25 protein-coding genes and 1 tRNA gene are annotated in these 25429 nt (G+C 60.1%); 17 read left to right on the plus strand and 9 right to left on the minus strand.

From position 1 onward, the window contains the following. Nucleotides 1-443: 443 nt before the first annotated feature. Complete coding sequence (locus U3654_RS06325; protein ID WP_324754496.1) at nt 444-1298, minus strand: universal stress protein; 855 nt, start codon at nt 1296-1298, stop codon at nt 444-446. 338 nt (nt 1299-1636) lie between these two features. Between U3654_RS06325 and U3654_RS06330 the strand changes: the two genes are divergently transcribed. Further along, the gene (locus U3654_RS06330) at nt 1637-2035 is read left to right on the plus strand and encodes a cytochrome c (protein ID WP_324754497.1); all 399 of its coding nucleotides are present in this window, start codon (nt 1637-1639) and stop codon (nt 2033-2035) included. A gap of 371 nt (nt 2036-2406) precedes the next feature. Next, nucleotides 2407-2772 (plus strand): phasin family protein, encoded by a 366-nt coding sequence (locus U3654_RS06335; RefSeq protein ID WP_324754498.1) that lies wholly within the window; start codon nt 2407-2409, stop codon nt 2770-2772. 643 nt (nt 2773-3415) lie between these two features. Here the strand turns inward: U3654_RS06335 and U3654_RS06340 are convergent. Beyond that, the gene (locus tag U3654_RS06340) at nt 3416-3850 is read right to left on the minus strand and encodes a thioredoxin domain-containing protein (RefSeq protein WP_324754499.1); all 435 of its coding nucleotides are present in this window, start codon (nt 3848-3850) and stop codon (nt 3416-3418) included. A gap of 531 nt (nt 3851-4381) precedes the next feature. On the opposite strand from U3654_RS06340, the gene U3654_RS06345 reads away from it, so the two are divergent. Then, nucleotides 4382-5557: a Hint domain-containing protein gene (locus tag U3654_RS06345; RefSeq protein WP_324754500.1), complete on the plus strand. Its 1176-nt coding sequence runs from the start codon at nt 4382-4384 to the stop codon at nt 5555-5557. A 373-nt stretch (nt 5558-5930) separates the two neighbouring features. Then, nucleotides 5931-6830, plus strand: coding sequence for a hypothetical protein (locus U3654_RS06350; protein ID WP_324754501.1), 900 nt, complete (start codon nt 5931-5933; stop codon nt 6828-6830). Nucleotides 6831-6925: 95 nt separating this feature from the next. On the opposite strand, the gene U3654_RS06355 is transcribed toward U3654_RS06350, so the two are convergent. Continuing rightward, nucleotides 6926-7015 (minus strand) — tRNA-Ser (locus tag U3654_RS06355). A 323-nt stretch (nt 7016-7338) separates the two neighbouring features. On the opposite strand from U3654_RS06355, the gene U3654_RS06360 reads away from it, so the two are divergent. The 6 genes from U3654_RS06360 (at nt 7339) to U3654_RS06385 (ending at nt 12712) form a co-directional block, all read left to right on the plus strand. Next, the gene (locus tag U3654_RS06360) at nt 7339-8061 is read left to right on the plus strand and encodes a 50S ribosomal protein L21 (RefSeq protein ID WP_324754502.1); all 723 of its coding nucleotides are present in this window, start codon (nt 7339-7341) and stop codon (nt 8059-8061) included. Nucleotides 8062-8072: 11 nt separating this feature from the next. After that, a complete protein-coding gene (rpmA, locus tag U3654_RS06365; RefSeq protein WP_324754503.1) occupies nt 8073-8342 on the plus strand; it encodes a 50S ribosomal protein L27 in 270 nt (89 codons plus the stop codon). Nucleotides 8343-8639: 297 nt separating this feature from the next. Beyond that, the gene (locus U3654_RS06370) at nt 8640-9179 is read left to right on the plus strand and encodes a GNAT family N-acetyltransferase (protein WP_324754504.1); all 540 of its coding nucleotides are present in this window, start codon (nt 8640-8642) and stop codon (nt 9177-9179) included. Nucleotides 9180-9248: 69 nt separating this feature from the next. After that, nucleotides 9249-10289, plus strand: a complete 1041-nt coding sequence (obgE, locus tag U3654_RS06375) for a GTPase ObgE (RefSeq protein ID WP_324754505.1) — start codon at nt 9249-9251, stop codon at nt 10287-10289. Then, on the plus strand, nt 10277-11383 hold the full coding sequence (proB, locus tag U3654_RS06380; protein WP_324754506.1) for a glutamate 5-kinase: 1107 nt from the start codon (nt 10277-10279) through the stop codon (nt 11381-11383). The genes obgE and proB overlap by 13 nt, the downstream gene beginning before the upstream one ends. Before the next feature lie 63 nt (nt 11384-11446). Then, nucleotides 11447-12712, plus strand: coding sequence for a glutamate-5-semialdehyde dehydrogenase (locus U3654_RS06385; protein WP_324754507.1), 1266 nt, complete (start codon nt 11447-11449; stop codon nt 12710-12712). A gap of 116 nt (nt 12713-12828) precedes the next feature. Here U3654_RS06385 and U3654_RS06390 read toward each other — a convergent pair whose 3' ends face one another. Then, a complete protein-coding gene (locus tag U3654_RS06390; protein WP_324754508.1) occupies nt 12829-13428 on the minus strand; it encodes a histidine phosphotransferase family protein in 600 nt (199 codons plus the stop codon). A 27-nt stretch (nt 13429-13455) separates the two neighbouring features. Between U3654_RS06390 and U3654_RS06395 the strand changes: the two genes are divergently transcribed. The 3 genes from U3654_RS06395 (at nt 13456) to U3654_RS06405 (ending at nt 15408) form a co-directional block, all read left to right on the plus strand. Further along, the gene (locus U3654_RS06395) at nt 13456-13641 is read left to right on the plus strand and encodes a DUF3553 domain-containing protein (RefSeq protein WP_324754509.1); all 186 of its coding nucleotides are present in this window, start codon (nt 13456-13458) and stop codon (nt 13639-13641) included. Nucleotides 13642-13780: 139 nt separating this feature from the next. Beyond that, nucleotides 13781-14578 (plus strand): GNAT family N-acetyltransferase, encoded by a 798-nt coding sequence (locus tag U3654_RS06400; RefSeq protein WP_324754510.1) that lies wholly within the window; start codon nt 13781-13783, stop codon nt 14576-14578. Next, nucleotides 14575-15408: a lysophospholipid acyltransferase family protein gene (locus tag U3654_RS06405; protein WP_324754511.1), complete on the plus strand. Its 834-nt coding sequence runs from the start codon at nt 14575-14577 to the stop codon at nt 15406-15408. Before U3654_RS06400 ends, U3654_RS06405 begins: the two co-directional genes overlap by 4 nt. Nucleotides 15409-15427: 19 nt before the next feature. Here U3654_RS06405 and U3654_RS06410 read toward each other — a convergent pair whose 3' ends face one another. Next, nucleotides 15428-16048, minus strand: a complete 621-nt coding sequence (locus tag U3654_RS06410) for a thiamine phosphate synthase (RefSeq protein ID WP_324754512.1) — start codon at nt 16046-16048, stop codon at nt 15428-15430. 171 nt (nt 16049-16219) lie between these two features. Between U3654_RS06410 and U3654_RS06415 the strand changes: the two genes are divergently transcribed. From U3654_RS06415 to U3654_RS06425, 3 genes are all read left to right on the plus strand, one after another. Continuing rightward, nucleotides 16220-16975 carry an RNA methyltransferase gene (locus U3654_RS06415; RefSeq protein ID WP_324754513.1) on the plus strand — a complete coding sequence of 252 codons (756 nt, stop codon included), beginning with the start codon at nt 16220-16222 and terminating at the stop codon, nt 16973-16975. 68 nt (nt 16976-17043) lie between these two features. Next, nucleotides 17044-18186, plus strand: coding sequence for a heme A synthase (ctaA, locus tag U3654_RS06420; protein ID WP_324754514.1), 1143 nt, complete (start codon nt 17044-17046; stop codon nt 18184-18186). A 2-nt stretch (nt 18187-18188) separates the two neighbouring features. Further along, nucleotides 18189-19667 carry a carboxypeptidase M32 gene (locus U3654_RS06425; RefSeq protein WP_324754515.1) on the plus strand — a complete coding sequence of 493 codons (1479 nt, stop codon included), beginning with the start codon at nt 18189-18191 and terminating at the stop codon, nt 19665-19667. Nucleotides 19668-19723: 56 nt separating this feature from the next. Here U3654_RS06425 and U3654_RS06430 read toward each other — a convergent pair whose 3' ends face one another. Further along, a complete protein-coding gene (locus U3654_RS06430) occupies nt 19724-20308 on the minus strand; it encodes a hypothetical protein (protein WP_324754516.1) in 585 nt (194 codons plus the stop codon). Beyond that, nucleotides 20305-23040 carry a DNA gyrase subunit A gene (gyrA, locus tag U3654_RS06435; RefSeq protein WP_416384589.1) on the minus strand — a complete coding sequence of 912 codons (2736 nt, stop codon included), beginning with the start codon at nt 23038-23040 and terminating at the stop codon, nt 20305-20307. The genes U3654_RS06430 and gyrA overlap by 4 nt, the downstream gene beginning before the upstream one ends. 334 nt (nt 23041-23374) lie before the next feature. On the opposite strand from gyrA, the gene U3654_RS06440 reads away from it, so the two are divergent. Then, complete coding sequence (locus U3654_RS06440) at nt 23375-23644, plus strand: usg protein (RefSeq protein WP_324754518.1); 270 nt, start codon at nt 23375-23377, stop codon at nt 23642-23644. Nucleotides 23645-23694: 50 nt separating this feature from the next. On the opposite strand, the gene U3654_RS06445 is transcribed toward U3654_RS06440, so the two are convergent. Both U3654_RS06445 and hemB read right to left on the minus strand, forming a co-directional pair. Beyond that, nucleotides 23695-24258, minus strand: a complete 564-nt coding sequence (locus U3654_RS06445; RefSeq protein ID WP_324754519.1) for a YSC84-related protein — start codon at nt 24256-24258, stop codon at nt 23695-23697. A 160-nt stretch (nt 24259-24418) separates the two neighbouring features. Then, nucleotides 24419-25414 carry a porphobilinogen synthase gene (hemB, locus tag U3654_RS06450; RefSeq protein ID WP_324754520.1) on the minus strand — a complete coding sequence of 332 codons (996 nt, stop codon included), beginning with the start codon at nt 25412-25414 and terminating at the stop codon, nt 24419-24421. Nucleotides 25415-25429: the final 15 nt, after the last annotated feature.

Genomic DNA, 25429 nt, shown 5'->3' on the forward strand with positions numbered 1-25429 from the left:
CATATTCCTTTCAAGACGAGCGCAACCAATGCCTCACTACCGTCGGACCCGGATATTTAAATTTGAAAGTTCCGGGCTTGCTCTATCCGCACAGCGGCCATCAAAGGGCGTTCAACAATCCGTCGTTTAGGTCGGTTGCGCGACGACATAAACTGCCGAACCAACGAAAATTAATGGTCAATTCGAGCCAGGCGATTTCTTGCTAAACCTCATTGGCAACACTGCGACCCGTTTTAATGCGCTCTACAATCTGGCGAACCACACCTGCTCGCCGAGGGTTACTGCTCAGGCGGTTAACCAGGCGTGGCAGTCAGGTAACGAATTTGCCCTATGTTGCGACCTTCCATTCTCGGAAGGGTCGCAACATCATATTATGGGATCAAATTCGCAGCTGACAGGAAATCTGTAAACGACTCTCGCAAACCTCTCGGCTCTCATAGTGATCAATGAGCCAGCAGAATAGGCATTTCCGTCTGTTCGACCATTGATCGTGTCGTGCCGCCGAAAGCAGCCTGTCGCATCCGGGAGTGGCCATAGGCCCCCATGACGACCAAGTCGGCACCTGCTTCGGTGGCGCGTCTTTGAATGCAAGTCCCGATCTCTTTGCCGCCGCTTGGGTATTGCTGCAGGTCCACTTGGCATCCGTGATGACTAAGCCAGCGCGCGACCTCGGATCCGGGGTTTTCTCCGTCCTGACCCATCGATGCGTCGGGGTCGAAAACACCAATAATCACCTCGGTGGCTTCTTTCAGCAAAGGTAGGGCGGCATGGACAGCGCGCGCTGCGGGAAGGCCGGTGTCCCACGCGACGAACACGCGTTTGGGCGCGATTACTGGACTGGAGGAGCCGGGGTTCAGGATCACACCTACCGGTGATTGGAAAAGGGTTCCGTGCACTGCGTTACGAAATATTATTTCGTTTGCGCGCAGATCGTTGGATATGAGCACGACATCGCAGGTCGCGGCCCTGCGACCGATGATTGAGGCCAATTCGGCTGCTTCGCATCCGAGAGTATCGGCATCACCGTTTGAGCCGGCAACATCGAGACGGTTTCGGATTGCGTCGGCCGTCTCGGTTAATTCGGACCTCGCAGTTTCAATTTCCTTTTGCCAGCTGTCCGAAACTACGGGAACTCCGTAGGGCGCCATTCCATAGCCGTAGACGGGCGGGCGGGGCAGCGCCCCCAAGACCAAGAACGACAAATGCGTCCGCTGCTCGGCAGCCGATTGCAGGATAGGATCAAGATCCGTAGCCTTCGCTGAAGGCCCGACAAGAACGAGAACGCTTGCGTTTTTCATAGTAATATCCTCCGGTTGGCAGCTATGTATCGCCTGCTTGCTTGCCAACAGCAGCGGCAGTCAGGCGAGGCAATCTTACTAGCGTTGCCCGGAAGGTGCGTTGATCGGGATCAAGTTCCGTTTGAGTTCAAGAAGCGGCCTGATCTGTGGATTGAGCAGCCCAGTATCTGGAAATTCTCTGATGTTAAAAGGGGCAGGAATGAATGCGGTTGGCACCGCTGTGGCATCCGTTCCGTTAAAAATGGTCGCTAGGGCGGAAATGAAACGCCAAATTGATCCCGGTCAAAGCTGTGATCAGCACGTCGGGGTAAGGTTGATGGTGCAACAAGGAGGCTGTGATGCGAGGTTTGCTTAGAGGAATACTATTGGCGGCGATTTTCGGACTGCCTGCAATGGCTCAAGACCCGTCAGAGGGCGAGCGTGTGTTTCAGAACAGATGCGCGATGTGCCACGGGCCGGACGCAAATGGCGCGGGGCCGATGGCTCCGGTATTGCTTCTGCAACCAGTTGATCTGACGCATTTGCGGCGTGACAACGATGGTGAGTTTCCGCTCCAGAGGGTGATATGGCGGATCGATGGGCGCGACCCATTGGTCAGCCACGGATCACCGATGCCAGTGTATGGTGACTTTTTTGAAGGCCGTGATGTCAGTCTGAAAACCAGTTCCGGCCAACCAATCGTGACCAGCCAGCCGATCGTCGATCTTGTCGCTTGGCTACAATCGATACAGCAATAGTGGGATAAATCCGCAGTTTGCCTGTGGGTTGCCCCCTCAGGCAGTCCCGCGCAACGGTCGCCATCTTCGTATCACTGGGCTGATATCCCAGCCGACTGAAACGCTGCGGTCCAGCCCAAGCAATAGGTATGGGGCGTCGCGCCAACCCTGAAACGCTGGGGTATTCAGCCCAGGTTAATGCGCCCGAGGCGAACGACCCTATATTTCTCTTGGCTACCAACCACCGGCCCCGGAAGCCATCGTCCCGATAGAGCAAAGGCCACTCTTGCACTAACTTTCAAGCCGGAACACTCAAGTTGAGATGTTCAGCCATGTAGACGAAGCGCGCGAAGCTAAAGAAAATCACTCAAAGATAACCGAAGGAAAAAAACATGACAGAATCTGCAAAGAATCCCACGAAATCTGAGAACGAAGCCACGACTGCCGCTACCGACACGATGAATGCCTTGGGCCCGATGGGCGAAACGGCGCAAAAAATCTGGACCGACATGGGTAACGAGACTCTGCGGTTTGTTGCATCCCGTGTGGAACAGGATTTGGAAACCCAAAAGGCCCTGCTGGCATGTACCAATCTAGCAGAGGTCCAGAAAATTCAGGCTGAATTCTTTACTCAGGCATTGGAACAGTACCGCGTTCAGGCAACGCGGATGATGGAAATGATGTCAGAGGCCGCGCCCAAGGGGCTGCCTAGTCTGCCGATCATAACCAGTCGCGGCTACGACGATGTGCCATTGTAAGCGGTGATTGTGACCGGATGTGTCGGAAATTTATGCAGTGTCTGATGCTCGGTCAGTACGGTTTCCGGCCAACAGGGCGCCGGGCGCGGATTGTGACCAAGTCCGGCAAAAGCTGTTGGTGGCTCAGGTGGGCGGCTCAGCCTGCCGGGCCGCCAAAAGCTGTATCACGGAAAATTGGCTTCATGCGATCAGCTGACATGCCCAACAACGCGAGTATACGTGAGGCACAGAAATGGCGCGATAGTCGGTCTTGGGACCTTTTCTTTTAACCGCTGCCTAGCCACGTCAAGTTTTACATGCGCGGCTTCCAGCTGGAACACCGCTCGCTTTCGCTGCTCGTAAAGCCGACGTATCGATGAGCCCGGATTGCCCATTCTCGAGGGATTGGGCTGACTCTCGGGTGGAAACCACGTCCTCATATCACGCAACGCCAAGTTCCAGTTCTGGTCAGCTTTTACGTAACGTTGGTACATCACAATCAAAACACGGCGTCGGGTTGCAAGATCAGTATGCATTTTCCATCTCCCATCAAATGTTGGCTTCATCAATGACTGGTGTCGATTGTGTATTTTGCGATTGACCGGACAGGTTGGCGCTGCACTAGGGCAGGGTTCGGCTTGGATGGCATTCATTAGACACGATCTTAGGCGAGCGAGAAGCCGGACGCCCATTCCACGATCTTTGATGCTGATATCACCCCAGATTGGCGCTTGATTTCGTGACCGCCCTGAAAGGCAATCAAAAGAGGAATTCCACGGATGTCATACCGTTTATTCGCTTGAGGAAAAGCCTCCGTGTCCAGCTTTGCAAAGCGAGCCTTACCTTTCAGCGCCTTGGCCGCAGTTGCAAATTCTGGCGCCATCATGCGACAGGGCTGACACCAAGCGGCCCAAAAGTCCACGATAAGGGGTATGCCGTCTATCCGCGCCGCCTTGACCAGCAGGTCAAGCGAGACTTCGGTCGGCTCTCCCTTGATCAAGCCCGCACCGCATGTTGCGCATTTGGCTCCGGCATCCAGTTTTGCCTCGGGTATCCGGTTTCCTTGACCGCATTCCAGGCACACAACATTAATAGCCATTGTAACCTCCATGCTTTAGCCCCTCGTAACTCATGCTAACACAAACGCGGGTGGCCTGCATCAGTGCGGCGTTGCAATGGAAACATAGTTCATGGAACAAATCTGCATTTTATAACCAGCCGGTCGGATGGCTGCCTATTTGCGTATCGCGGGCCAGCCTATCAAAAAGGACGACCACTTCAGTGCGGGGGTTCCACCGAGTCCGACGCGCAAAGCTTCAGCCGAAAGGGTGCCTTAACGCAGGTCAATGTGAGCGTATCCAGCGACGCTATTCTGATTAGGACAGGATGAGCGAAAGTAAACATGCACTGCTATCGAAACCCCACTGAAAAGAATGATGATGGCATCTTTCAAATCAAAATTTTGCAAGGCTCCGCCTGAGCAGTGAATGTTCAGCAGCCTTACTGCGGGGCTAACCACGAACCTTTCGGCGGGCATGCCAAAAATCGCCCTAATCTTGATGTGAAAAATGGGGGTCATCACCGAACTGAAGCGTGTATTTACCTAGCAATTAAATGGAGGGCAAAAGATATGCCGACCTATACCATAGTTGCAAATAACACGGACCCGCTGGGGCCGAACGAAATCCGCGCCGGCGGAACGATTCAGGTCAATGATGGCGACGTGTTCATCGTTGATCCGACAGCAAACAGGAACACAAAATTTGAAGCTGCCAGCAATACCTCTACTGACTTCGAAGTCAGGTTTGAGCAGAGTAACACCAACAAGCTGGATATTGAATTCAAAGACAACCTCAATCCCACAGTCAACATCAGCGATGATGTTGATCTGAGCAGGACGTTCATCAAGGCAGACAAGACCGAATCGATTACCGTGAACGCCGGTGACAGGGTGTCGCTTAAGCGTTACGATGGCTCAAAAGACGGCGTTGATACGTTCACCGCTGGCGATGACTTTTCCATGAAAGACGCCCTTAAGACCGACGGTGGTAACGATGTCATCAGGATAGGCGCGAATGCCGATCTAAAAGAAATCGATGGCGGAAAAGATTTCAATGTTCTTTATACCCAAACTGACCCCGCCGACCTTAAAATCAAGAATATCGACGAAATCAATATTGTCTGTTTCGCGGCAGGAACGCTGATCACCACAGCCACCGGCTTAATTGCAATCGAAGACCTGAAGGCCGGTGACATGGTAACGACGCTGGATCACGGCGAACAGCCGATCCGGTGGATCGGATCGCGGACGCTGGGTCTGGCCGAGTTAACAGCAAAGCCCAAGCTAAAGCCGATCCGCTTTTCGGCGAGCGCTTTGGGTGGCGGACTGCCCACACGTGATCTTGTCGTCTCGCCGCAGCACCGGGTGCTGATCCGCTCGGCTATTGCAGAGCGGATGTTTGGAGTTACTGAGGTGCTGATGCCTGCCAACAAACTTGTTCGAATAGATGGCATCAATATCGTCGAGGATACGACCGAGATCACGTATTTCCATATGCTGTTCGACCAGCACGAAATCGTCTTTTCGGAAGGTGCCGCAACCGAAAGCCTCTATCCTGGCCCTCAGGCGCTTGCGGGCCTCGAACCTGAAGCAATCGAAGAAATTGACTATCTTTTCCCGGAGCTGACAGATCAGGCATTTGTGCGTGGCTCTGCGCGCCTGATCCCGACTACTGGCAAGCAGATGAAGACCCTTGCCTATCGGCATTCCAAGAATCACAAGGCTCTGTTTGACGAGTTGCTGTAAAAGCAAAACGGGACCCAAAATGCGGAGATCCGTCTAGTATGAGCGGACCAGCTAAATATCGTTGTCCGTGTTGCTTACCCGACGTGCTGATTGTGGCCCTGTCGTCGCCCGCACAGAGCATCATGGAGATTCTGACCGGGGAAGGGCTAGGCGACATTGATCTAGACGCAGTGGCGGTATTGGCGGTGCCCCTGTGGGCAATTCCATCTGACTAACGAGCAACTGTCGCAGGGCTGTGCGAACACCCTTAACGAACTCCGCAAGAGTGCCCAACTGCCGTCCCTTCGGGGGCGGCATTTTTGGTTGTTGCCAAACCGCATAGTCGTCATGTTTGGTTGCATAGCGACCTGAAAAATCTTGAAGGCTAGTAGCAATGACTGATGGAAAAGAAGAAGACTCTGAATGCACTTTGCCGCCGGATCATCCGCTTCCTGCTGATCAACTTGGTCGCTATAGTCCAGTGCGCGATTATTACGCCGAACAGGACGTTGCAAACTACATTAACGGTCAAGCGCCCGACGAAGAAGTAATGAACGTTGAGCGTATCAAGACAGAATTTGTTTTGGGAACACCATATGAAATGTGGGATGTAGTGACAGACAAAGAACGCTGGTGGGTTATTACGAATCCAACCAACTTGTATTCGCAACGGCATTTCCCGAGCTTAGACTACACGCTTTCGTTTCATATTGGTCTAATGACGCGCGTCATGAGTAGGTCTCGCGATGGCGGTGAAGGCTTCGAAACCCCGTTTGACGAAGTTTTCCGCAGGCACGAGCAGGCATGTGAACTCTTGGAACGCGCAATTGAAGCAGTCGACTATCAAGCGGTAGGAATGCAGCTTCGCGAATGCCTAGTGACATTGGTTGGAACCGTTCGACGGCATCTTAGTGACGTAGAGTTTGAGGACCGCCCAAAAGATGCGGCAGTAGTGGAGTGGAACAAATTATTTGCCCATCACTTGTTGCCGGGCGCGCGTAACGCCGAACTTCGTGCGTATCTTAAGGCAGTCGTCGAAAAAGCTTGGCCGCTCGTCAATTGGCTAACGCATCATCGCAATGCCGGTCAAAGTTCGGCACTTGTGGCGGGAGACGCCGTCGAAGCTATCATTAAGCATTACGTCCAGCTTTTGGGCCGTGAAAGGATAGATCGCGTCCAGCAATGTCCAAACTGCGCGTCGCGCAACATGCGAACATGGTATGATAGGGCGATTGAACCTGACGGGGCATACTTTGAACAATGCGCTCAATGCAGTTGGGACAATCATCCCTAGCGCAGTTTCTTTCGGAGATAACTGGCGCAAATATTGTAGTAGAATATTAGTAGGCTTCGAACTTTGCCAAATTTCACAATGAAATCAATGGCAAGTGGCGGAGAGACAGGGATTCGAACCCTGGGAAGGCTTGCACCCTCAACGGTTTTCGAGACCGCCCCGTTCGACCACTCCGGCACCTCTCCGCGGGGGTCTGGTGGGGGCGTCCTAGAATGGATTGCAAGGGCTCGCAAGGGGGGGGGCGGAAATTCAGGGCGAAATCGTAATAAAGCCGCGCCGCACGGACAAATTCGCGGGTATTCTGGCGTGTCGCGGTTGGGTGGCGCAACGGGCAAAACCTGCTTGACTTGAGGGACCTGTCGCCCGATAAGCCCCCATCCCGGCAGGGGCGAGCCTTGCACCGGGTCTTAATTCTATGACGCCTGAAAGGCGCGCTGTCCAAGGTGGCCATCTGGCCGCGAACACCCGAAAGGGGACCGGCGGACGCGGAAATGTGAAGGAAAGACAGATGTTTGCGGTTCTTAAAACCGGGGGCAAGCAGTATCGGGTTCAGTCCGGCGATATGCTGCGTGTCGAAAAGCTGGCCGCCGAGGCCGGCGAAAAGGTTCAATTCAACGAGATTCTGATGCTGGGCGGCGACAGCCCTGTCGTTGGCGCGCCGCTCATTGGCGATGCCTGCGTGCAGGCCGAAGTTGTTGACCAGATCAAGGGTGATAAAGTCATCCACTTCGTCAAGCGCCGCCGTAAGCATGGCTCGCAGCGCACCAAGGGCCACCGCCAGCAGCTGACATTGCTGCGCGTGACGGACATCTTGGGCAAGGGCGCGGACAAGTCGGGCGTCAAGGCGGCAATCGGTGCAGGCTCGGTTTCGGGCGACAAGGTCGTCTCGGACGGCCAGTACGCTAAGAATAAGGGCCAGCAGGCCGAGATGAAGAAGCGCGTCAGCGAAGGCGAAGCCAAAGAGAAGTCAGCTGAGAAAAAAGCCGCGCCCAAGGCCGCGCCCAAGAAAGCCGCGCCCAAGAAGGCTGCCGGCGGTGACGATCTGAAACAGCTGTCGGGCGTTGGTCCCGCGCTGGAGAAGAAGCTGCACGAAAATGGTGTGACCAGCTTTGCCCAAATCGCTGCATGGACCGAAGCGGACGTAGCTGATATGGACGAGAAACTGTCATTCAAGGGCCGGATCGAGCGTGAAGGCTGGATCGATCAGGCCAAAGAACTGACCAAAGGTTAAGGAGAGACCAAATGGCACATAAAAAAGCAGGCGGTTCATCCCGTAACGGTCGCGACAGCGCGGGCCGTCGCCTAGGCGTCAAGAAATATGGTGGCGAATCCGTCATCCCCGGCAACATCATCATGCGCCAGCGCGGCACCAAGATGTGGCCGGGCGAAGGTGTCGGTCTGGGCAAGGATCACACGATCTTTGCGATCATCGAAGGCAATGTGAAGTTTCACACCGGAATTAAGGGACGCAAGTTCATTTCGGTTCTGCCCACGCAGGACGCCGCCGAATAATCCAAACCCCCACGGGTTGATATTCTGGGGATCGGCGGTCAACGCCGGTCCCTTTTTGAATTGAGCGGTTTTCTTGTGCCGCGTGCCGACCAAATCGGCGGCGTGCAACTTTTATCACCTTTGAGTGTTAACTCTTAACCTTCGAGTGTTAACTCTTAAGTGACGCTTGTAGAGCGTCAGTGCACCACGACACTGTATCGCCCGAACACTGCCATGCCCGCGCCGAAATGTTCGGTAAGAAATGTACAGCAACGCTTGCCATGCAGGATATCCGCGCTTCTGGAAAGGGGCACTACCATGACCCTTATACAAACCAATCTACAGCCCAGCATCGTTGCGGGCGCCTATGATCTGCGCCCGGTGCGTCCCTCGGATGCCGGGCTGATGGCGCTTTATACTAGCGATCTGCGCGTAGCGGCGGCGACGTCGTCTATTCCGCACCCACTGCCGCCCGGCATGACCGAGGCGTTCATTGCGCGCTGCATGGCCGAAGGTCGGATTGAGGACGCGTGGTCGATCGACGGCACGCGCGCGGATATGGGTGAGGTCATGGGCGTGATCAGCCTGACCCGCCTCGACGTAGGCCAGTCTGAGATCGGATATTGGGTCGCGCCCATCTTTTGGAATTCGGGTGTCGCATCGGCGGCGGTGGCGGCGCTGGTCGCGGCCAATCCCCAGCGGTGCCGCACCATCTTTGCAACAGTGCAGCAGGGCAATCCGGCCTCGGCGCGGGTCCTTACGAATTGCGGGTTTACCTATCTGGGCGACGCCGAATCCTTTTGCCTTGCGCGCGGAACCACTGTGCCAACTTGGACCTACAGCCGAAAACTGGATTGAGGCGGGCGCGGCCTTTGCGTATGGAGGGCATCAGAGGGCGCCTTTGCCCGCTGATGCAGGGACCGATCCATGAAATTTCTTGATCTGGCCAAGGTCTATATCCGCTCCGGCGGCGGCGGTGGCGGTTGCGTCAGCTTTCGCCGTGAGAAGTATATCGAATTCGGCGGACCCGATGGCGGCGACGGCGGCGATGGCGGCGCCGTCTTTGCCGAGGCGGTGGACGGGCTGAACACCCTGATCGACTTTCGCTATCAGCAGCATTTCTTTGCCCGTAGCGGCCAGCCCGGTATGGGGCGTCAGCGCACCGGCAAGGATGGCGCCGATATCGTGTTGCGCGTGCCAGTCGGAACCGAGATCCTCGACGAGGATCAGGAAACGGTGATCGCCGACATGACCGAGCTGGGCCAGCGCGTAGAGCTGGCGCGCGGCGGCAACGGCGGCTTTGGCAACCTGCATTTCAAATCCTCGACCAATCAGGCTCCGCGCCGCGCTAATCCGGGGCAGGAGGGAGTCGAGCGCACGATCTGGCTGCGGTTGAAACTGATTGCCGATGTGGGCCTCTTGGGTTTGCCCAATGCGGGCAAGTCGACCTTTCTGGCCGCCACGTCTAATGCACGGCCCAAGATCGCGGACTATCCCTTTACCACGCTGCACCCCAATCTGGGTGTCGTCGGAGTGGACAACGTGGAATTCGTCGTCGCCGACATTCCGGGTCTGATCGACGGGGCGAGCGAGGGCAGGGGGCTGGGCGATCTGTTCTTGGGCCATGTCGAACGCTGCGCGATCCTCTTGCACCTCGTGGATGGCACGTCGGAAACTGTGGCCGAAGATTACCAGACCATCATCACCGAGATTGAGGCCTATGACGGCCCCCTCGCATCCAAACCCCGCCTGACCGTGTTGAACAAGATCGACGCGCTGGACGAGGACGCACTGGCCGACGCCAAGGCAGCGTTGGAAAGGGCATCCGGCGGCCCGGTCATGACCATGTCGGGCGTCTCGGGTGACGGCGTCACCGACGTTCTGCGTAGCTTGCGCAGCGAGATCGACGATGACCGTCTGCGCCACCGAAAGGCGGACGAAGAAGAGCCCGAGCCGTGGCGGCCCTAAAGGACGCACGCCGACTGGTCGTTAAAATCGGCTCGGCCTTGCTGGTGGACCGCGCCACCGGCGCACTGCGCGCCGACTGGCTGGAGGGACTGGCTGATGACGTCGCCCGCTTGCGCGCGCGCGGCACCGACGTCGTGCTGGTGTCGTCCGGCTCCATCGCGCTGGGGCGCGGCACGCTCAGGCTACCTGCAGGCGCGCTGACGCTGGAGCAGTCACAGGCCGCCGCCGCCGTTGGGCAGATCCAGCTGGCGGGTGCCTATGACACAGCGCTGGCGGCGCGCGGGCTGATTGCGGCGCAGGTGCTGCTGACGCTTGAGGACAGCGCCGACCGGCGACGATACCTCAATACCCGCGCGACGCTGGAGCAGCTCTTGCGCATTGGCGCGGTGCCCATCGTCAATGAGAACGACACGATCGCCACGGATGAAATCCGTTATGGCGACAACGACCGCCTCGCCGCGCAGGTCGCAGTGACGGCAGGGGCGGATCAGTTGATCCTGCTGAGCGACGTCGACGGATTTTACTCGGCCAATCCGTCCGAGGACGCCACGGCGCATCGCTATGATACCATCGCGGACATTACCCCCGAAATTGAGGCGATGGCAGGCGATGCGACCTCGGGCCTCAGCAAGGGCGGGATGAAGACCAAGCTGATGGCGGCCAAGACGGCGACGGCGGCGGGTTGCGACATGGCTATCACCCAAGGATCGGTGATGCGCCCGCTCGCCGCGCTCGAAAGCGGCGCGCCGTCCACCTGGTTCACCGCCCAAGGCACCCCGCAACAGTTGCGCAAGGCATGGATCGGCGGGATGAAGGCCAAAGGCCGTTTGACCATTGATGCAGGCGCCGCGCGCGCCATTCAGCAGGGCAGCAGCCTGCTGCCTGCCGGAGTCACGTCGGTTTCGGGCAGGTTCGGCCGCGGCGATCCCGTTGAAATCATTGACGAAGACGGCGCGCGACTGGGCCTTGGCCTGACCCGCTATAACCTGGCAGACGCGGACCGGATAAAAGGTCTACGCTCGGATGCCATTCGCGATGTTCTGGGCTATCCTGCGCGCGCCGCGCTGATTCACCGCGACGACATGGCGTTCTGACGTCACCAGATTAGCGGCCTGAAATCATCTGGCCCAAAGCCCACCTGGCAAGGAGCCGATGCAATGCCCGACACCGACGATATTCCCACTCTCATGGCCCGGATGGGTGCGTGCGCGCGCGCCGCCGCGACCGAACTGGCGGTCACCGAAAGTGATCGCAAGGACATGGCCTTGCGTGGCGCGGCCGACGCCGTCTGGGCTCGCCGCGCGGCGATCATTGAATCCAACGCCAAGGATATGGCAGCTGCCCGCGAAAAGGGTCTATCGGATGCGATGATCGACCGGCTCATGCTGGACGAGGGCCGTATTCGTGCCATCGCGGACGGCTTGCGCGCTGTCGCCGATCAACCTGACCCGGTGGGCGAAGTGCTGGCCGAATGGTCTCAGCCCAGCGGCATCCACATCCGTCGGATACGAACGCCCCTCGGCGTCGTCGGCGTCATTTATGAAAGCCGCCCGAATGTGACTGCGGACGCAGGCGCGCTGTGCCTCAAGGCCGGAAACGCCGTCATTCTGCGCGGCGGGTCCGAAAGCTATCACAGCTCCCGCGCCATTCACGCCTGCCTCAAGCAGGGCTTGCGCGAGGCGGGCCTGCCCGAAGAGGCTATCCAGCTAGTCCCGACGCGCGACCGCGCTGCGGTAAACGAGATGCTGACCATGACCGACAGCATTGACGTTATCGTGCCGCGCGGCGGCAAGGAACTGGTCGCCCTCGTGCAGCGTGAGGCCCGCGTGCCGGTCTTTGCCCACTTGGAAGGGATCGTGCACATCTATGTCGATGCTGCGGCGGACGCGGAAAAGGCGATGCGCGTGGTGCTGAACGCCAAGACGCGGCGCACGGGCATTTGCGGCGCTGTCGAATGTCTGCTGATCCACCGCGATCTGGTGGGCGGCCTCGGCAGCGATCTGATCCGCGCGCTGCTGAAGGCGGGCGTCGAGGTGCGCGCCGACGAAACACTGGCCGCCATTGAGGGAACCGTGCCCGCGCGCGAAGAGGATTGGGGCCACGAATATCTCGACAGCATCATCGCCGCGCGCGTTGTGGGCGATCTGGGTCTTGCCATCGGTCATATTGAGGAATTCGGCTCGCACCATACCGATTGCATCATCACCGAAGATCCCGCCGCCGCGCAGGCCTTCATGACGCAGGTCGACAGCGCGATCCTGATGCATAATGCGTCGACCCAGTTCGCGGACGGGGGCGAGTTCGGCATGGGCGCCGAGATCGGTATCGCCACCGGCAAGCTGCACGCGCGCGGGCCGGTGGGCGCGGCGCAGCTGACCAGCTTTAAATATCTGGTGACGGGTGATGGCGCGGTGCGCGATTGATCTAAAGAGTTTCGCGAAAAACCTGAATCACAGATTTTTGCGAAACGCGCGCGCGACATATCTGCGTTGCGCGCGTTTCGCCTTTATCCGATGTCTTAGGTTAACGGCGAAACGCTTTAAAAGCTAAGGGAGACGCTGCCGTTCATGCTGACCTCGGCGCGGCGACCGATTTCGGCCAGCAGGCTGGGCAGCAGCGCAAATTGCACCTGCGACGCGGGCAGATCGTCCAGATCGCCCGCCTCTGGTTCCGTCAGCCACGCCCAATGCTCGGCCCTTGGTTCCAGCCGGTCGGCCGTGACCGAAATACGCAGACCATCGGCGCTGCCTTCGATTCGCACCGTGCCGCCAAAGGGGGCTGCCTGCTCACCGCAGAGCAGCGCTAGGAATGCCGCCTGCGCCATTTTGCGCGGTAGGGGGCCGTCGACCTGCCAGTCGCATACGACCTTGGCGGTATAGACGTCACCCAGGACGCTGCGAATCTCGCGCTCGGACATGCTTTGGCCGTCGCTGGAGAGGCCGAATGCGACGCGAAAAAACCGCAGGCGCGCGTTGGCATGGGCCGCACTATCGGCAACCAGCGCCATTTCGGGTCCATCCGGCACGCCCGCAAGGCCCATCAGTTCGAGACCGTTGGAAATCGCACCCACCGGGCTGATCAGATCGTGGCAGATACGCGATCCTATCAGCGCGCTTAGATTGCGGTTAGGCTGGGTCATGTCGATCCTTTCGAAAGAGGCGCACAGATGAGCGATTTCGCAGCATTTTTGGAACCCGGCATGAGGGTCGAGGCCCCCAGCCAGCCGGATTGGGGCGTGGGACAGGTCCAATCGAATATCGCGGGCAAGGTCACAGTCAATTTCCCTGATACTGGAAAGGTGGTCATAGATACCAGCCGCGTCGCGCTGCTGCCGGTCCTTGATCCCTCATGATGGTTACCAAATGATTAACCCCAAAATACCCGTGCGCAACCCTAGCGTGTACCGGCGATAAGTCGCTTGTTTAGGCGGGATGTTGCCTTTGACCGATGCGGGCCATAGAACCGCTCTGAAATTCTGCTGCCGAGGCCCCATGCCCACAGATAGCACTGCCGCGCCCCGCGCCCGGACCAATCCCGACTTTCATGTTCGCCTGGCGGCGGGCACGGGCGACATCCGCGCGGCGCAACGGCTGCGATACCGTGTGTTCGTGCAAGAGTTGGGCGGCAGCGGTCCGATGGTCGATCACGATGCTGCGCTTGAGGCGGACCGCTTTGATGAGTGGTTCGACCACCTGTTGTTATTGGATCGCGCGCTGCCGGGCGGCGAGGCGGATCAGGTGATCGGCGTCTACCGCCTGCTGCGCGCGGATCAGGCCGCGCGGGCTGGGCAATTCTACTCTGAGAATGAATATGATTTGAGTGCACTGCGCGCCTCGAACCGGACCCTGCTGGAGCTGGGCCGCTCCTGCGTCGATGCGCGCTATCGCGGCGGCGAGGCACTTTTTCATCTGTGGCAGGGGCTGGCGGGATATGTGCGCGATTACGGGATCGACGTGCTTTTCGGTGTCGCCAGCTTTCACGGTACGGACCCTGCCGCGCTGGCTGCGCCGCTGTCGCTGCTGCATCACCGCCATTTGGCACCGCCAGAACTGCGCGCGCGTTCGCTGCGCCACGAGCGGATGGACTTGATTGCGCCGGACGCACTGGACCGGCGCGCGGCGATGCTGCAAGTCCCGCCGCTGATCAAGGCCTATTTGCGCCTTGGCGGTTATGTGGGCGACGGGGCCTATGTGGATCACGCGTTCAACACCACCGATGTGTGCGTGATCATGGACACCGCACGGCTCAGCGCCAGTAGGCGCGCGCTATATTCCGGAGCCGGGAGATGAGCGCGCCAAGCTGGCCTCGTGCGGACATGGCTGTGCTGCCGCCGTCCGGTTTTCTGGGCTGGCTACGTGTGGTTCTTCGCACGGTGATCCTGCTGAGCGTTCTCGCTGTCTTGCTGTGCGCGCTTTTGCTGGTGCGCGCGGTCGAGAGGCCCTTGTGTGGACTAGGACGTCCGGTATCACCCTATATCGTACGGGCGTTTTTTCGCGCGTGTCTGATCATCCTAAACATCCGCGTGACCCTGCGTGGCGAACCGATGAGTTTGCCGGGCGCGGTGGTGGCAAACCATGCCTCATGGCTGGACATTTTTGTGCTGAACGCGCGGCACCGAGTGTTTTTCATCTCCAAGTCCGAAGTGGCGGGCTGGCCTGTCATTGGGTTTCTGGCTCGCGCCGCCGGCACGCTGTTCATCCGGCGCGAGGCGCGCGACGCGCAGGCCCAGACCGCGGCGCTCGAGGCACGGCTAAACGCTGGGCACCAATTGCTGTTCTTTCCCGAAGGCACCTCGACCGACGGGCTGCGGGTGCTGACGTTCAAGCCGACATTGTTTCAGGCATTCTTTTCGCCCGGGTTAAAGGAAACCGCCTACATCCAGCCGGTGACGGTGATCTACCGCGCGCCCGAGGGGCAGGATGCGGCCTTTTACGGTTGGTTCGGTGACATGGATTTTGGGCCGCATTTCCTGGCCATCTTGGCGGCCCCGCGCGGCGGGCATGCCGAGCTGGTCTATCACGCGCCGCTCAAGGTCGCCGATTTTGACAACCGCAAGACGCTGGCCATAGAGGCCGAGCATATCGTGCGCGCCGCCATGCCGCCCGAGAGACGGGGCTGAGAGGCGGGGCTTAGGGGCGTCAGCCCATCGCGCGGATCAGATCACCGAGGGCGGCGGCGGGATCATCATGGCCCCAGATCTCATCCCCGATACCAAAGAAGTCGGTGATCGGCGCAAGTTGCGCGATCAGGGCCGCGTCCAGCGCGCCTTCGGCAACGACCGGAATTTCGATCACTTCGGACCACCACTGAAACAGCTCGGTTTCGACCTGTGCCCCGTCGCCAAGCGTGTTGGCGCCTGCCGGGCCGAAAGCGACGTAATCGGCGCCCGCCTCGCCTGCGCCCAAGCCCTCGTGACGCGATTGGGCGCAGAACGCGCCGATGATGGCGTCCGCCCCCAGCGCCTTGCGCGCCTTGCGCACCGATCGCGCGCCGTCAAGCAGGTGAACCCCGTCGAGGCCCATCCGTTCGGCCAGCGCGATGTGGCTGTCGATCACGATCGCCACATCGCGGGCATGGGCGATTTCGCGGCAGGCATCGGCGGCGCGCGCGATCCGGTCCTCGTCATGGGTGGCAAGCGCGAGGCGCAGGCACGCGACCTCGTGCGCGTCAAGCGTGGCGGCGAGGCGGTCCTGAAACTGGTCCAGCTCGAACTCAGGCGGGGTGATCAGGTAGATCTGCGGCTGCTCTTGGTCGCTCATGGGTCGCGCTCCTCGGTCTGGCTTGGCGCTTGCTATAGCGCAGGATTTCGGGCGACGCCACTGGTCGCAGGGTATGGAGACCTCTGGCGGGATAATTAGGCCCAGAAGATGCACTGGCCTTTTCAAGCCGGGGGCAGGACGGTATCACGCGCCGGAGCGAGAGGACCGATCATGCCAACGGACAGACCCCAGCCCGCCTTTGTGCTGGTGCGCCCGCAGATGGGCGAGAATATCGGCGCGTCGGCGCGCGCTATGTGGAATTTCGGGCTGGACCGGATGCGGATTGTTGCGCCGCGCGACGGCTGGCCCAATCCGAACGCAGTGGCGATGGCCAGCGGGGCCGGGCGCCTTCTGGACGAGGCGCTGTTGGTCGATGATCTGCCCGGCGCGCTGGCCGACTGTCATTATGTCTATGCAACCACTGTTCGCGGGCGCGAACTGACCAAGCCGATACTCAGCCCAGAAGAGGCGATGCGCGATGCCGCGCGCCGGATCGGCGAGGGACAGAAGGTGGCCGTCCTGTTCGGGCCCGAGCGCTCAGGGCTGGAAAACGACGACGTTGCCCGGGCGAATGCGATCATCACGGTGCCGATCAATCCAGAATTTCCCAGCCTGAACCTCGCCCAATGCGTTCTGCTGACCGCCTATGAGTGGCGCCGCGCCTCGGCCTTGGTGCCCGAAGGGCAGGTGCATATGCACAATACCGTCTGGGCCGACCACACCGAGGTCGAGGCGTTGGCCGCGCATTATGAGGAGCGCATGAACGAGGCCGCGTTCTTCTACCCCGAACACAAGGCGGCCAGCATGCGCCAGACCTTGCGCAATTTCTGGAGCAGGATGCCGCTGACGCAGGCCGACGCGCGCCTCTTGCACGGGATCATGCGGCAGATGGTCCGCTGGAAGGATCGCGGGGGCGGCGATGGTTGAAGGGGCGGGGTGCGCGCATTACTGTGCGCCGACAAGCGAGATGGCATGCGATCCGAGGAGCGACAAGAATGGCTGAAAAACGCAGCATTTTTCAGGAGGTTGACGCCCCCGGCGCAGAGCGTGTCCAGCCTCGCGGCGGCATGATTGATGAGGGTCGGCGCGGCGCGCGGCGGGGCATCCGTTTGTGGCTGATACTGCTCTTTGTGCTGGTCGTGGTGATGATCGCCGTCGGAGGCCTGACGCGGCTGACCGATAGCGGCCTGTCGATCACCGAATGGCGCCCCCTGACCGGGGCGATCCCACCGCTGAACGCCGCTGACTGGCAGGCCGAATTCACGCGCTATCAGGCGATCCCCGAAGCTCAGATCCAGAACGCTTGGATGACCCTCGAGGATTTCAAGGTGATCTACTGGTGGGAGTGGGGCCACAGGCAGCTGGGCCGCGTCATCGGACTGGTCTGGGCCATCGGCTTCTTTGGTTTCCTTGCCGCGCGACAGATTCCGGCGGGCTGGATCGGGCGATTGCTATTGCTTGGCGCGCTTGGTGGGGCGCAGGGCGCGGTGGGCTGGTGGATGGTCTATTCTGGACTGGGCGGGGAGCGGACAGATGTCGCCTCCTATCGGTTGGCAGTGCATCTGGGGCTGGCCTTCGTCATCCTCGGTTTTATCACGTGGTATGTGCTGCTGCTGTCGCGGCCCGAGCGTGAAATCATGCAGGCCCGGCGCGCACGCGAGGCGCGCCTGTTCGGGCTGGGCACGGGGTGGATGCATTTCACGTTTCTTCAAATACTCATCGGCGCGCTGGTTGCCGGTATCGACGCCGGTCGCAGCTATACTGAATGGCCGCTGATGGGCGGCGGGTTCTGGCCGCCGCAGATGATGGTGATCGAGCCGTGGTGGCGCAACTTTTTCGAGAACCCCGGCACGGTTCAGTTCATTCATCGGCTCGTCGGCTATGCGCTATTGGCGTTTTCCATCATGGCACTCATACGCGGACGGCGCAGCGCGCATGTCGCGACGCGGTCGGCTTTTACGCTGGCGTTCTGTGCTGTGCTGGCACAAATAGGGCTGGGGATCGTGACCGTGGTACTGGGCGCGCCTTGGCAGGTGGCGATCCTGCACCAGTTCTTGGCGGTTATCGTCTGGGTAATGATTATACGTGCGCGCTTTCACGCCGGCTATCCGGCAGCGCAATCTGTTAGAGGTAAGTGACTATGGCTGCATTCGACGATCTGATGGCGTTCCAGCGCCAGACCGAGGCGCTGGCGCAGATCGCGGGGCGCCTTAGCTGGGACCGCGAGACGATGATGCCGCGCGGTGCAGCGGCGCAGCGTTCCGAAGAGGCTGGCGCGCTTCAGGCTGTCTTGCATGCGTGTCGCACCGATTCGCGGATCGGCGACTGGTTGGACGCGGCAGAGCAAGAGACGCTGGATCAGGTTGGCGAGGCGCAATTGCGCCATATCCGCCGCAGCTATGAGCGCACTCAGCGCGTGCCGGGCGATCTGGCCACTGCACTGGCGCGTCTGACCGCGCTTAGCCAAGGCCGCTGGGCCGAGGCGCGCGAAAACGACGATTTCTCCGCTTTCGCCCCCGTCTTGGCCGAGGTCGTGGCCCTCAGGCTTGAGGAGGGCGCGGCGCTGGCCGATGGCGGCGACGTCTATGACGCGATGCTCGACGATTACGAGCCGGGCGCAAAGGCCACCGATCTGGAATCGATGTTCACCGCCCTGCGCCCCGGACTCATTGCCCTGCGCGAGGCGGCGCTGAACGGCGCAGCAGCGCCTAAGGTCTCTGGGCAGTTCGATGCGCAGGCGCAGATGCGGCTGGCGCGCCAATTGGCCAAGGTGTGCGGTTATGACATGGCGCGTGGGCGCATCGACAAGGCGGTGCATCCCTTCTCCAGCGGGTCGGGCGACGATGTGCGCATCACCACGCGCACCAGCGACCATGATCCGTTCAACTGCATCTATGCGACCATGCACGAGTCCGGCCATGCGATCTACGAGCAATCCATCGACGCCGCCTATGCCCTGACGCCACTGGGCAAGGGTGTGTCGATGGGCGTTCACGAAAGTCAGAGCCGCATCGTCGAGAACCAGTTGGGGCGCAGCCGCGCCTTTACTGGCTGGCTCTATGGCCAGATGAAGGACGCCTTTGGCGATTTCGGCATTGATAGCGCCGATGCGCTCTATGCGAACGTCAACAGCCTGCATCGTGGATTCATTCGCACTGAGGCGGATGAGGTGCAGTACAACCTGCACATACTCATGCGCTTTGATCTTGAGCGGGCGCTGGTAGCGGGCGATTTGGCGCCGGGCGATCTGGAAGGGGCCTGGAACGACCGGTTCCTGCGTGATTTCGGCTACGCCGTGCCGCGCGCCTCGCAAGGGTGCCTTCAGGACGTGCATTGGTCCGTCGGCCTCTTTGGCTATTTTCCGACTTACTCACTGGGTAACGTCTATGCCGGGTGCCTGTCCGAGGCGCTGCGCAAGGCAGTTCCGGATCTGGATACCCAGCTGGGGAGGGGTGATCTGAGTCAGGCGATGGGCTGGCTGCGCGAGAACGTGCAGCAGCATGGCGGGCTATATACCCCACGCGAGCTGATTACCCGCGCTTGCGGATTTGAGCCGACAGAGGCACCGCTGATGAATTATCTGACCGAAAAGTTCCGCGATCTCTATCCGGCTGGGTAAGGGTAGCCCTCAAAGCGGTTTGGGTTTCCCCCGCATCAGGGAAAGCGCACAATGCGCTAGCCTCGCTTGCGATAGGCATCGCGGGCGCGGGCCAGTTCTTGTTGTCCAGCCGCGATATCGGGCGCGACATTGCCGAGGATGTAGGTGATGTCGCTGCGCAGCGGCGCCATGGGCGCTTCGGTGCTGCGCGCGCGGTGCAGCATGTCAAAAATAACGTCGAAATCGTCGCCTTGCATCTCGTAGACGCTCATCAGCGACCCGGCTGCATCGAGATAGGCCGCGCGCAGGGGCGAGTCAGACAGCCCCGCACCGGCGTCTAGCGCGCTATACCCTTGTTCGGCCAAGTCACGGGCAGTCTCGCCGCATGTCTCAAGCTCATCCAAGCGGGCGTCCAGCGTATCGCCCGCAGCATCGCCCGTCAAAGCGATGAGGCCTTGCGCGCAGCGGCCCGAATGTGTGTCAGCGGCCTCGATAGCGTCCCCGATACTAGCGATCACATTGCTGCGCTCGCCTACTGCATCGCCACCCGCGCCACCGAGATGGCGCCACACTGCGACACCAGCGACGAGGATAATCGCCGCGCTGGCCAGCACGGCGATTATCAACGTTGCGTTACGCGGTCGGCCAAGCGTTCTGCTCATACGTCGCCGGTTATCGCCTCGTCCGGCGCGCCGTCCTCTTCTTCGGGTTGTTCGGCGATCCATGCGACGCTAACGACGATTTCGTTCTTGCCGGTGTTGAATACCTTGACCCCACCCGCGCTGCGCGAGCGGAAGGAAATGCCTTTAACCGGCACGCGGATCGACTGGCCCTTGGAGGTGGCCAGCATGATCTGATCCTCCAACGTCACCGGGAAGGACGCGACCAACGCGCCGCCGCGCATTGCCTTGTCCATCGCCGTGACACCCATGCCGCCGCGCCCGCGAATGGGGTAGTCGTGGCTGGAGCTAAGCTTGCCCGTGCCCTGCTCAGAGATCGTCAGGATCAGCGTTTCGGCGGCCGACATCGCGTTGAAGCGGTCCGGTGAGATTGCCGCATCCGCGTCGCCTTCATCATCCGCCGCTTCCAACTCTTCGTCGGATAGGCCGGCCTGAGCGCGGCGCATCTTGAGGTAGGCTGCCCGTTCGTCCGACGTCGCCTCGAAATTTGGGATGATTGACATCGACACCACGCTGTCATCCCCCGTCAAGCGGATTCCCCGCACGCCCAACGACGCGCGGCTGTTGAACACACGAACGTCAGTGGCCCGAAACCGGATGGCCCGGCCAGAGGATGTCACCAGCATTACATCGTCATCATTGGACGCGATGCGTGCGTTGATCAGCGTGATACCTGCGTTTTCTTCTTCGAACCGCATGGCAATCTTGCCGTTGCTGCGCACATTGGTGAAGTCCGACAGCTTGTTGCGGCGCACGGTGCCTGCCGAGGTCGCAAACACGACTTGCAGGTCGTCCCACTCTTCCTCATCCCGGTCGACCGGCATGATGGCGGCGATGGAAACGCCTGTGGGGATCGGCAGAATATTGACGATTGCCTTGCCCTTGGACGTGCGGCCACCTTGGGGCAGGCGCCATGTCTTGAGCTTGTAGACCATGCCGTCGGTTGTGAAAAACAGCAGCTGCGTATGCGTATTGGCGACAAAGAGGGTCGTAACCACGTCCTCATCCTTGGTCGCCATGCCGCCGACACCCTTGCCACCGCGTTTCTGGCTGCGGAAATCGGCCAGCGCGGTGCGCTTGATATAACCACCCGAGGTTACGGTCACGACCATGTCCTCACGTTCGATCAGATCCTCGTCGTCCATATCGCCGGACCAGTCGACGATCTGGGTGCGACGCGGCACGGCAAAGAGGTTTTTAACCTCCGTCAGTTCATCAGCGATGATCTGCATGATCCGCTCGCGGCTGGCGAGGATGGCGAGGTATTCCTTGATCTTACCGGCCAGCTCCTGCAGCTCGTCGGTGACTTCCTTGACGCCCAACTGGGTCAGGCGTTGCAGGCGCAGTTCCAGAATGGCGCGGGCTTGCGTCTCGGACAGGTTATAGGTGCCGTCGTCGTTGGCCTTATGCGTCGGATCGTCGATCAGCGCGATATATACGAGGATCTCGCCCGCGGGCCAGCGGCGCGTCATCAGCTTTTGGCGGGCATCGGCGGCATCAGCAGAGGCGCGGATGGTCGCGACGACCTCGTCCACGTTGCTGACGGCCACGGCCAGACCGCACAGGATATGACTGCGCTCGCGTGCCTTGCGTAGCTCATACGCGGTGCGTCGCGCGACGACATCCTCGCGGAAATCGATGAAGGAGGTCAGGAACCGGCGCAAAGTCAGTTGCTCGGGGCGACCGCCGTTGAGGGCCAGCATGTTGCAGCCGAAATAGGTTTGCATCGGGGTAAAGCGGAAGAGCTGATTCAGCACGACCTCGGCAGTCGCGTCACGCTTGAGTTCCACCACCACGCGCACGCCATTACGGTCAGATTCGTCCTGCACATGCGAGATGCCCTCAATCCGCTTTTCGCGGGCGGCCTCGGCGATACGCTCGATCATGGTGGCCTTGTTCACCTGATAGGGGATCTCGTCGATAATGATGGCCCAGCGGTCCTTGCGAATCTCCTCAACGCGGGTTTTGGAGCGGATGATGACGCTGCCGCGCCCCTCCAAGTAAGCCTTTCGCGCGCCCGTGCGGCCCAGCATGAGGCCGCCGGTGGGGAAATCGGGGCCGGGGATGTATTCGATCAAATCCTCACTGGTGAGGTCCGGATTTTCTATCAATGCAAGCGTGGCATCGATGACCTCGCCCAGATTATGGGGCGGGATGTTGGTCGCCATGCCGACGGCGATGCCGCCTGCGCCGTTGACCAGCATGTTGGGGAACCGGGCGGGCAGGACCGTCGGTTCGCGGTCCTTGCCATCATAGTTGTCCTGAAAATCGACGGTATCTTTGTCGATATCTGCCAGCAGGTAGGCCGCAGGCTTGTCCATGCGTACTTCGGTGTATCGCATGGCGGCGGCGTTATCGCCGTCCATCGAGCCGAAGTTGCCCTGACCGTCCAGCAACGGCAGTGACATCGAGAAATCCTGCGCCATGCGCACCAACGCGTCGTAGATCGCGCTATCACCGTGCGGGTGATATTTACCCATCACGTCGCCGACGGCACGGGCCGATTTGCGGTAGGGCTTGTCATGGGTGTTGCCCGCCTCGAACATCGCATAGAGGATGCGGCGATGCACCGGTTTCAGCCCGTCGCGCAGGTCCGGAATCGCGCGGCTGACGATCACCGACATCGCGTAATCCAGATAGGACGTCTTCATCTCGTCGGCGATCGAGACGGACGGGCCATCAAATACCGGACGCTCGGGCCGGTTTTCGTCCATGTCTTCGGGTGTTTGCGGCGTATCGGTCAAGTCGGTGCCTACTCTGTCGCGTCATTCTATATCTTGTACCAGAACCTATACCACCGCCGCGATATAGGGTGCAATGGCGCATGGTCACGGCATCTGGCAGCCGCAAGGGGAGTCTGCTAACAGACTGTTTTCATTGAAATGTAATTTCTTTCAGGCATCATGATTCCACGAGGCAGAAAGAGCGGTTCGAGTCACACCTGAAACATGGATGGTTTGAGTCGCGGCGCACCGAATGGGCGTTGCACGCGTTTTGCAGAAAATCTGTGTCTAGGATCGTTTGCGAAACGCTTTAGGAGCATGAAACATGCCAATGACCGAAACAGAAATGATGCTAAAAGGATATGGGCTGACGACTGCGGAATTCTTTTACGGAATGCCAGATTATGTCCACGTGCTGAACAGTTATGTCTGGCAGGAATACGACACCGCACCCGACCACCCTAAGCTGTTCCAGTTCGTTGAATTCTGGCAACGTGAACTCGACGGCCCGCTGCACTCAGTGCGCTTTAGCCATCGCAAGATGATCGCGCCGGGCGAGTGGCGCAATATAACGGGTGAATTCACCCTGCATTGAGTCGCCACAGGTGCGCGATGTGCGCCGGAGAAGGTCCCCGGCGCGCAAATTCACGGGATGATGCGCGAGTATTTCATACCTTCAAGCGATGCGCCTGCCATCAGGCCCGCCTGACCGAACACTACGGCGATAACCGGCGCAGTTGATGTCGTCGTTTCCGCACGCAGGTTCTCGGCTGTGTCCTTGAACACGTAGCCGATGTCGGCCCCGGCGGCCCAGCCGGACGAGCGGCGAAAGTTTGCCAGTGCGTTTTCCGTCATGAAGAAAAGGACATGCGCAAATTGCTGTGCGCCGATCTGTAATCCGACGCTGCCTTTGGCGGCCGAGTAATAATCGACGGTCTGGCCGTTGATCTGCAATGCGCCGCGCCCGTATCCGGCGCCCAGGCCAAAACCGGCCTCGGTCATCAGGGGCATGATCAGCATGCCCGCCGATTTCTCGGACAGGCTGCGCGTGCCGGGATAGCGGTCATATAGGTAGCGTACAGTGGTATCGACGCGCGCGTCGATCTGCTGTGGGCCGCGGCTGCCGATACCGTTGCTGCAGGCGGCCGTCATAAGGCCGGCGCTGCCGAGCGCACCCAAGGTGAAGCCACGTCTGGTAAGAATGCTCATGAATTTATGCCTGTTTGTTGCCTGATACACCGCCAGCCGTTTAATCGGCTGATCTAGGCGCGACTATAGGCGGCGAGCCGCGCATTGTCACGTGCGCGCTTAACTCGCGCAACGGCTGGGCGAATTATCGCGCGACCCTGGCCATCATTCAGGCCAGCATTTAGCCCAGCAAACGCGCCATTGCAGGGGCGAAATAGGTCAGGATACCGTCGCAGCCCGCGCGTTTGAATGCCATCAGGCTCTCGGTCATCGCACGTTCGCCGTCGATCCAGCCATTCTGCGCGGCAGCCGAAATCATGCTGTATTCGCCGCTGACCTGATAGGCGTAGGTCGGTGCGCCGAACGTGTCCTTGGCGCGGCGGCAGATGTCAAGGTAGGGCATACCCGGCTTGACCATGACCGCATCCGCACCCTCGGCCAGATCGCGCGCGATCATGCGCATCGCCTCGTCCGCATTGGCCGGGTCCATCTGGTATGTCCGCTTGTCGCCCTTCAGCGCGCCGGACGCACCGACCGCATCGCGGAAGGGGCCGTAAAAGGCGCTGGCGTATTTCGCGGCATAGCTCAGCAATATGGTGTCCTGATACCCCGCACCCTCCAGCGCGGTGCGGATGGCGCCGATCCGTCCGTCCATCATATCCGAGGGACCGATAATATCGACGCCCGCTTCGGCCTGTGACAGGGCTTGTTTCACCAACGCCTCGACCGTCTCGTCGTTGACAATGACACCGTCGCGCAGGAACCCGTCATGGCCGGTGTCGGAATAGGGATCCAGCGCCACGTCGGTCATCACCAGCATTTCAGGCACAGCGGCCTTGATGGCGCGAGTCGCGCGATTGCTAAGGTTGTCGGGGTTCCATGCCTCGGCGCAATCGGCCGTGCGGTTTTCAGCACCAGTATAGGGAAAGAGACAGATCGCCGGGATGCCCAGATCTGCCGCCTCGCGCGCTGCGGCCACGACGCGATCGACGCTCAGGCGATTGACGCCGGGCATTGAGGCGACAGGCTCGGTCACGTCCTCGCCATCGCGCACGAACACCGGCCAGATCAGATCGGAGGCGCTCAGCCTGTTTTCGGCAGCCAGCGCGCGCAGGCCGGGCGTGCGGCGCAGGCGGCGCGGGCGGGCATAAGGGAAGGGGGCTGGGATGGGATGCATAGGACATGACCTGGC

Source organism: Roseovarius sp. Pro17 (genome assembly GCF_035599575.1).
Classification (GTDB): Bacteria; Pseudomonadota; Alphaproteobacteria; order Rhodobacterales; family Rhodobacteraceae; genus Roseovarius.

Excerpts from the sequence above, each read along its gene's own strand:
- U3654_RS06325 (WP_324754496.1), bottom strand. The coding sequence starts at position 1,298 with ATGAAAAACGCAAGCGTTCTCGTTCTTGTCGGGCCTTCAGCGAAGGCT.
- U3654_RS06330 (WP_324754497.1), top strand. The coding sequence starts at position 1,637 with ATGCGAGGTTTGCTTAGAGGAATACTATTGGCGGCGATTTTCGGACTG.
- U3654_RS06335 (WP_324754498.1), top strand. The coding sequence starts at position 2,407 with ATGACAGAATCTGCAAAGAATCCCACGAAATCTGAGAACGAAGCCACG.
- U3654_RS06340 (WP_324754499.1), bottom strand. The coding sequence starts at position 3,850 with ATGGCTATTAATGTTGTGTGCCTGGAATGCGGTCAAGGAAACCGGATA.
- U3654_RS06345 (WP_324754500.1), top strand. The coding sequence starts at position 4,382 with ATGCCGACCTATACCATAGTTGCAAATAACACGGACCCGCTGGGGCCG.
- U3654_RS06350 (WP_324754501.1), top strand. The coding sequence starts at position 5,931 with ATGACTGATGGAAAAGAAGAAGACTCTGAATGCACTTTGCCGCCGGAT.
- U3654_RS06360 (WP_324754502.1), top strand. The coding sequence starts at position 7,339 with ATGTTTGCGGTTCTTAAAACCGGGGGCAAGCAGTATCGGGTTCAGTCC.
- rpmA (WP_324754503.1), top strand. The coding sequence starts at position 8,073 with ATGGCACATAAAAAAGCAGGCGGTTCATCCCGTAACGGTCGCGACAGC.
- U3654_RS06370 (WP_324754504.1), top strand. The coding sequence starts at position 8,640 with ATGACCCTTATACAAACCAATCTACAGCCCAGCATCGTTGCGGGCGCC.
- obgE (WP_324754505.1), top strand. The coding sequence starts at position 9,249 with ATGAAATTTCTTGATCTGGCCAAGGTCTATATCCGCTCCGGCGGCGGC.
- U3654_RS06385 (WP_324754507.1), top strand. The coding sequence starts at position 11,447 with ATGCCCGACACCGACGATATTCCCACTCTCATGGCCCGGATGGGTGCG.
- U3654_RS06390 (WP_324754508.1), bottom strand. The coding sequence starts at position 13,428 with ATGACCCAGCCTAACCGCAATCTAAGCGCGCTGATAGGATCGCGTATC.
- U3654_RS06395 (WP_324754509.1), top strand. The coding sequence starts at position 13,456 with ATGAGCGATTTCGCAGCATTTTTGGAACCCGGCATGAGGGTCGAGGCC.
- U3654_RS06400 (WP_324754510.1), top strand. The coding sequence starts at position 13,781 with ATGCCCACAGATAGCACTGCCGCGCCCCGCGCCCGGACCAATCCCGAC.
- U3654_RS06405 (WP_324754511.1), top strand. The coding sequence starts at position 14,575 with ATGAGCGCGCCAAGCTGGCCTCGTGCGGACATGGCTGTGCTGCCGCCG.
- U3654_RS06410 (WP_324754512.1), bottom strand. The coding sequence starts at position 16,048 with ATGAGCGACCAAGAGCAGCCGCAGATCTACCTGATCACCCCGCCTGAG.
- U3654_RS06415 (WP_324754513.1), top strand. The coding sequence starts at position 16,220 with ATGCCAACGGACAGACCCCAGCCCGCCTTTGTGCTGGTGCGCCCGCAG.
- ctaA (WP_324754514.1), top strand. The coding sequence starts at position 17,044 with ATGGCTGAAAAACGCAGCATTTTTCAGGAGGTTGACGCCCCCGGCGCA.
- U3654_RS06425 (WP_324754515.1), top strand. The coding sequence starts at position 18,189 with ATGGCTGCATTCGACGATCTGATGGCGTTCCAGCGCCAGACCGAGGCG.
- U3654_RS06430 (WP_324754516.1), bottom strand. The coding sequence starts at position 20,308 with ATGAGCAGAACGCTTGGCCGACCGCGTAACGCAACGTTGATAATCGCC.
- gyrA (WP_416384589.1), bottom strand. The coding sequence starts at position 23,040 with ATGGACGAAAACCGGCCCGAGCGTCCGGTATTTGATGGCCCGTCCGTC.
- U3654_RS06440 (WP_324754518.1), top strand. The coding sequence starts at position 23,375 with ATGCCAATGACCGAAACAGAAATGATGCTAAAAGGATATGGGCTGACG.
- U3654_RS06445 (WP_324754519.1), bottom strand. The coding sequence starts at position 24,258 with ATGAGCATTCTTACCAGACGTGGCTTCACCTTGGGTGCGCTCGGCAGC.
- hemB (WP_324754520.1), bottom strand. The coding sequence starts at position 25,414 with ATGCATCCCATCCCAGCCCCCTTCCCTTATGCCCGCCCGCGCCGCCTG.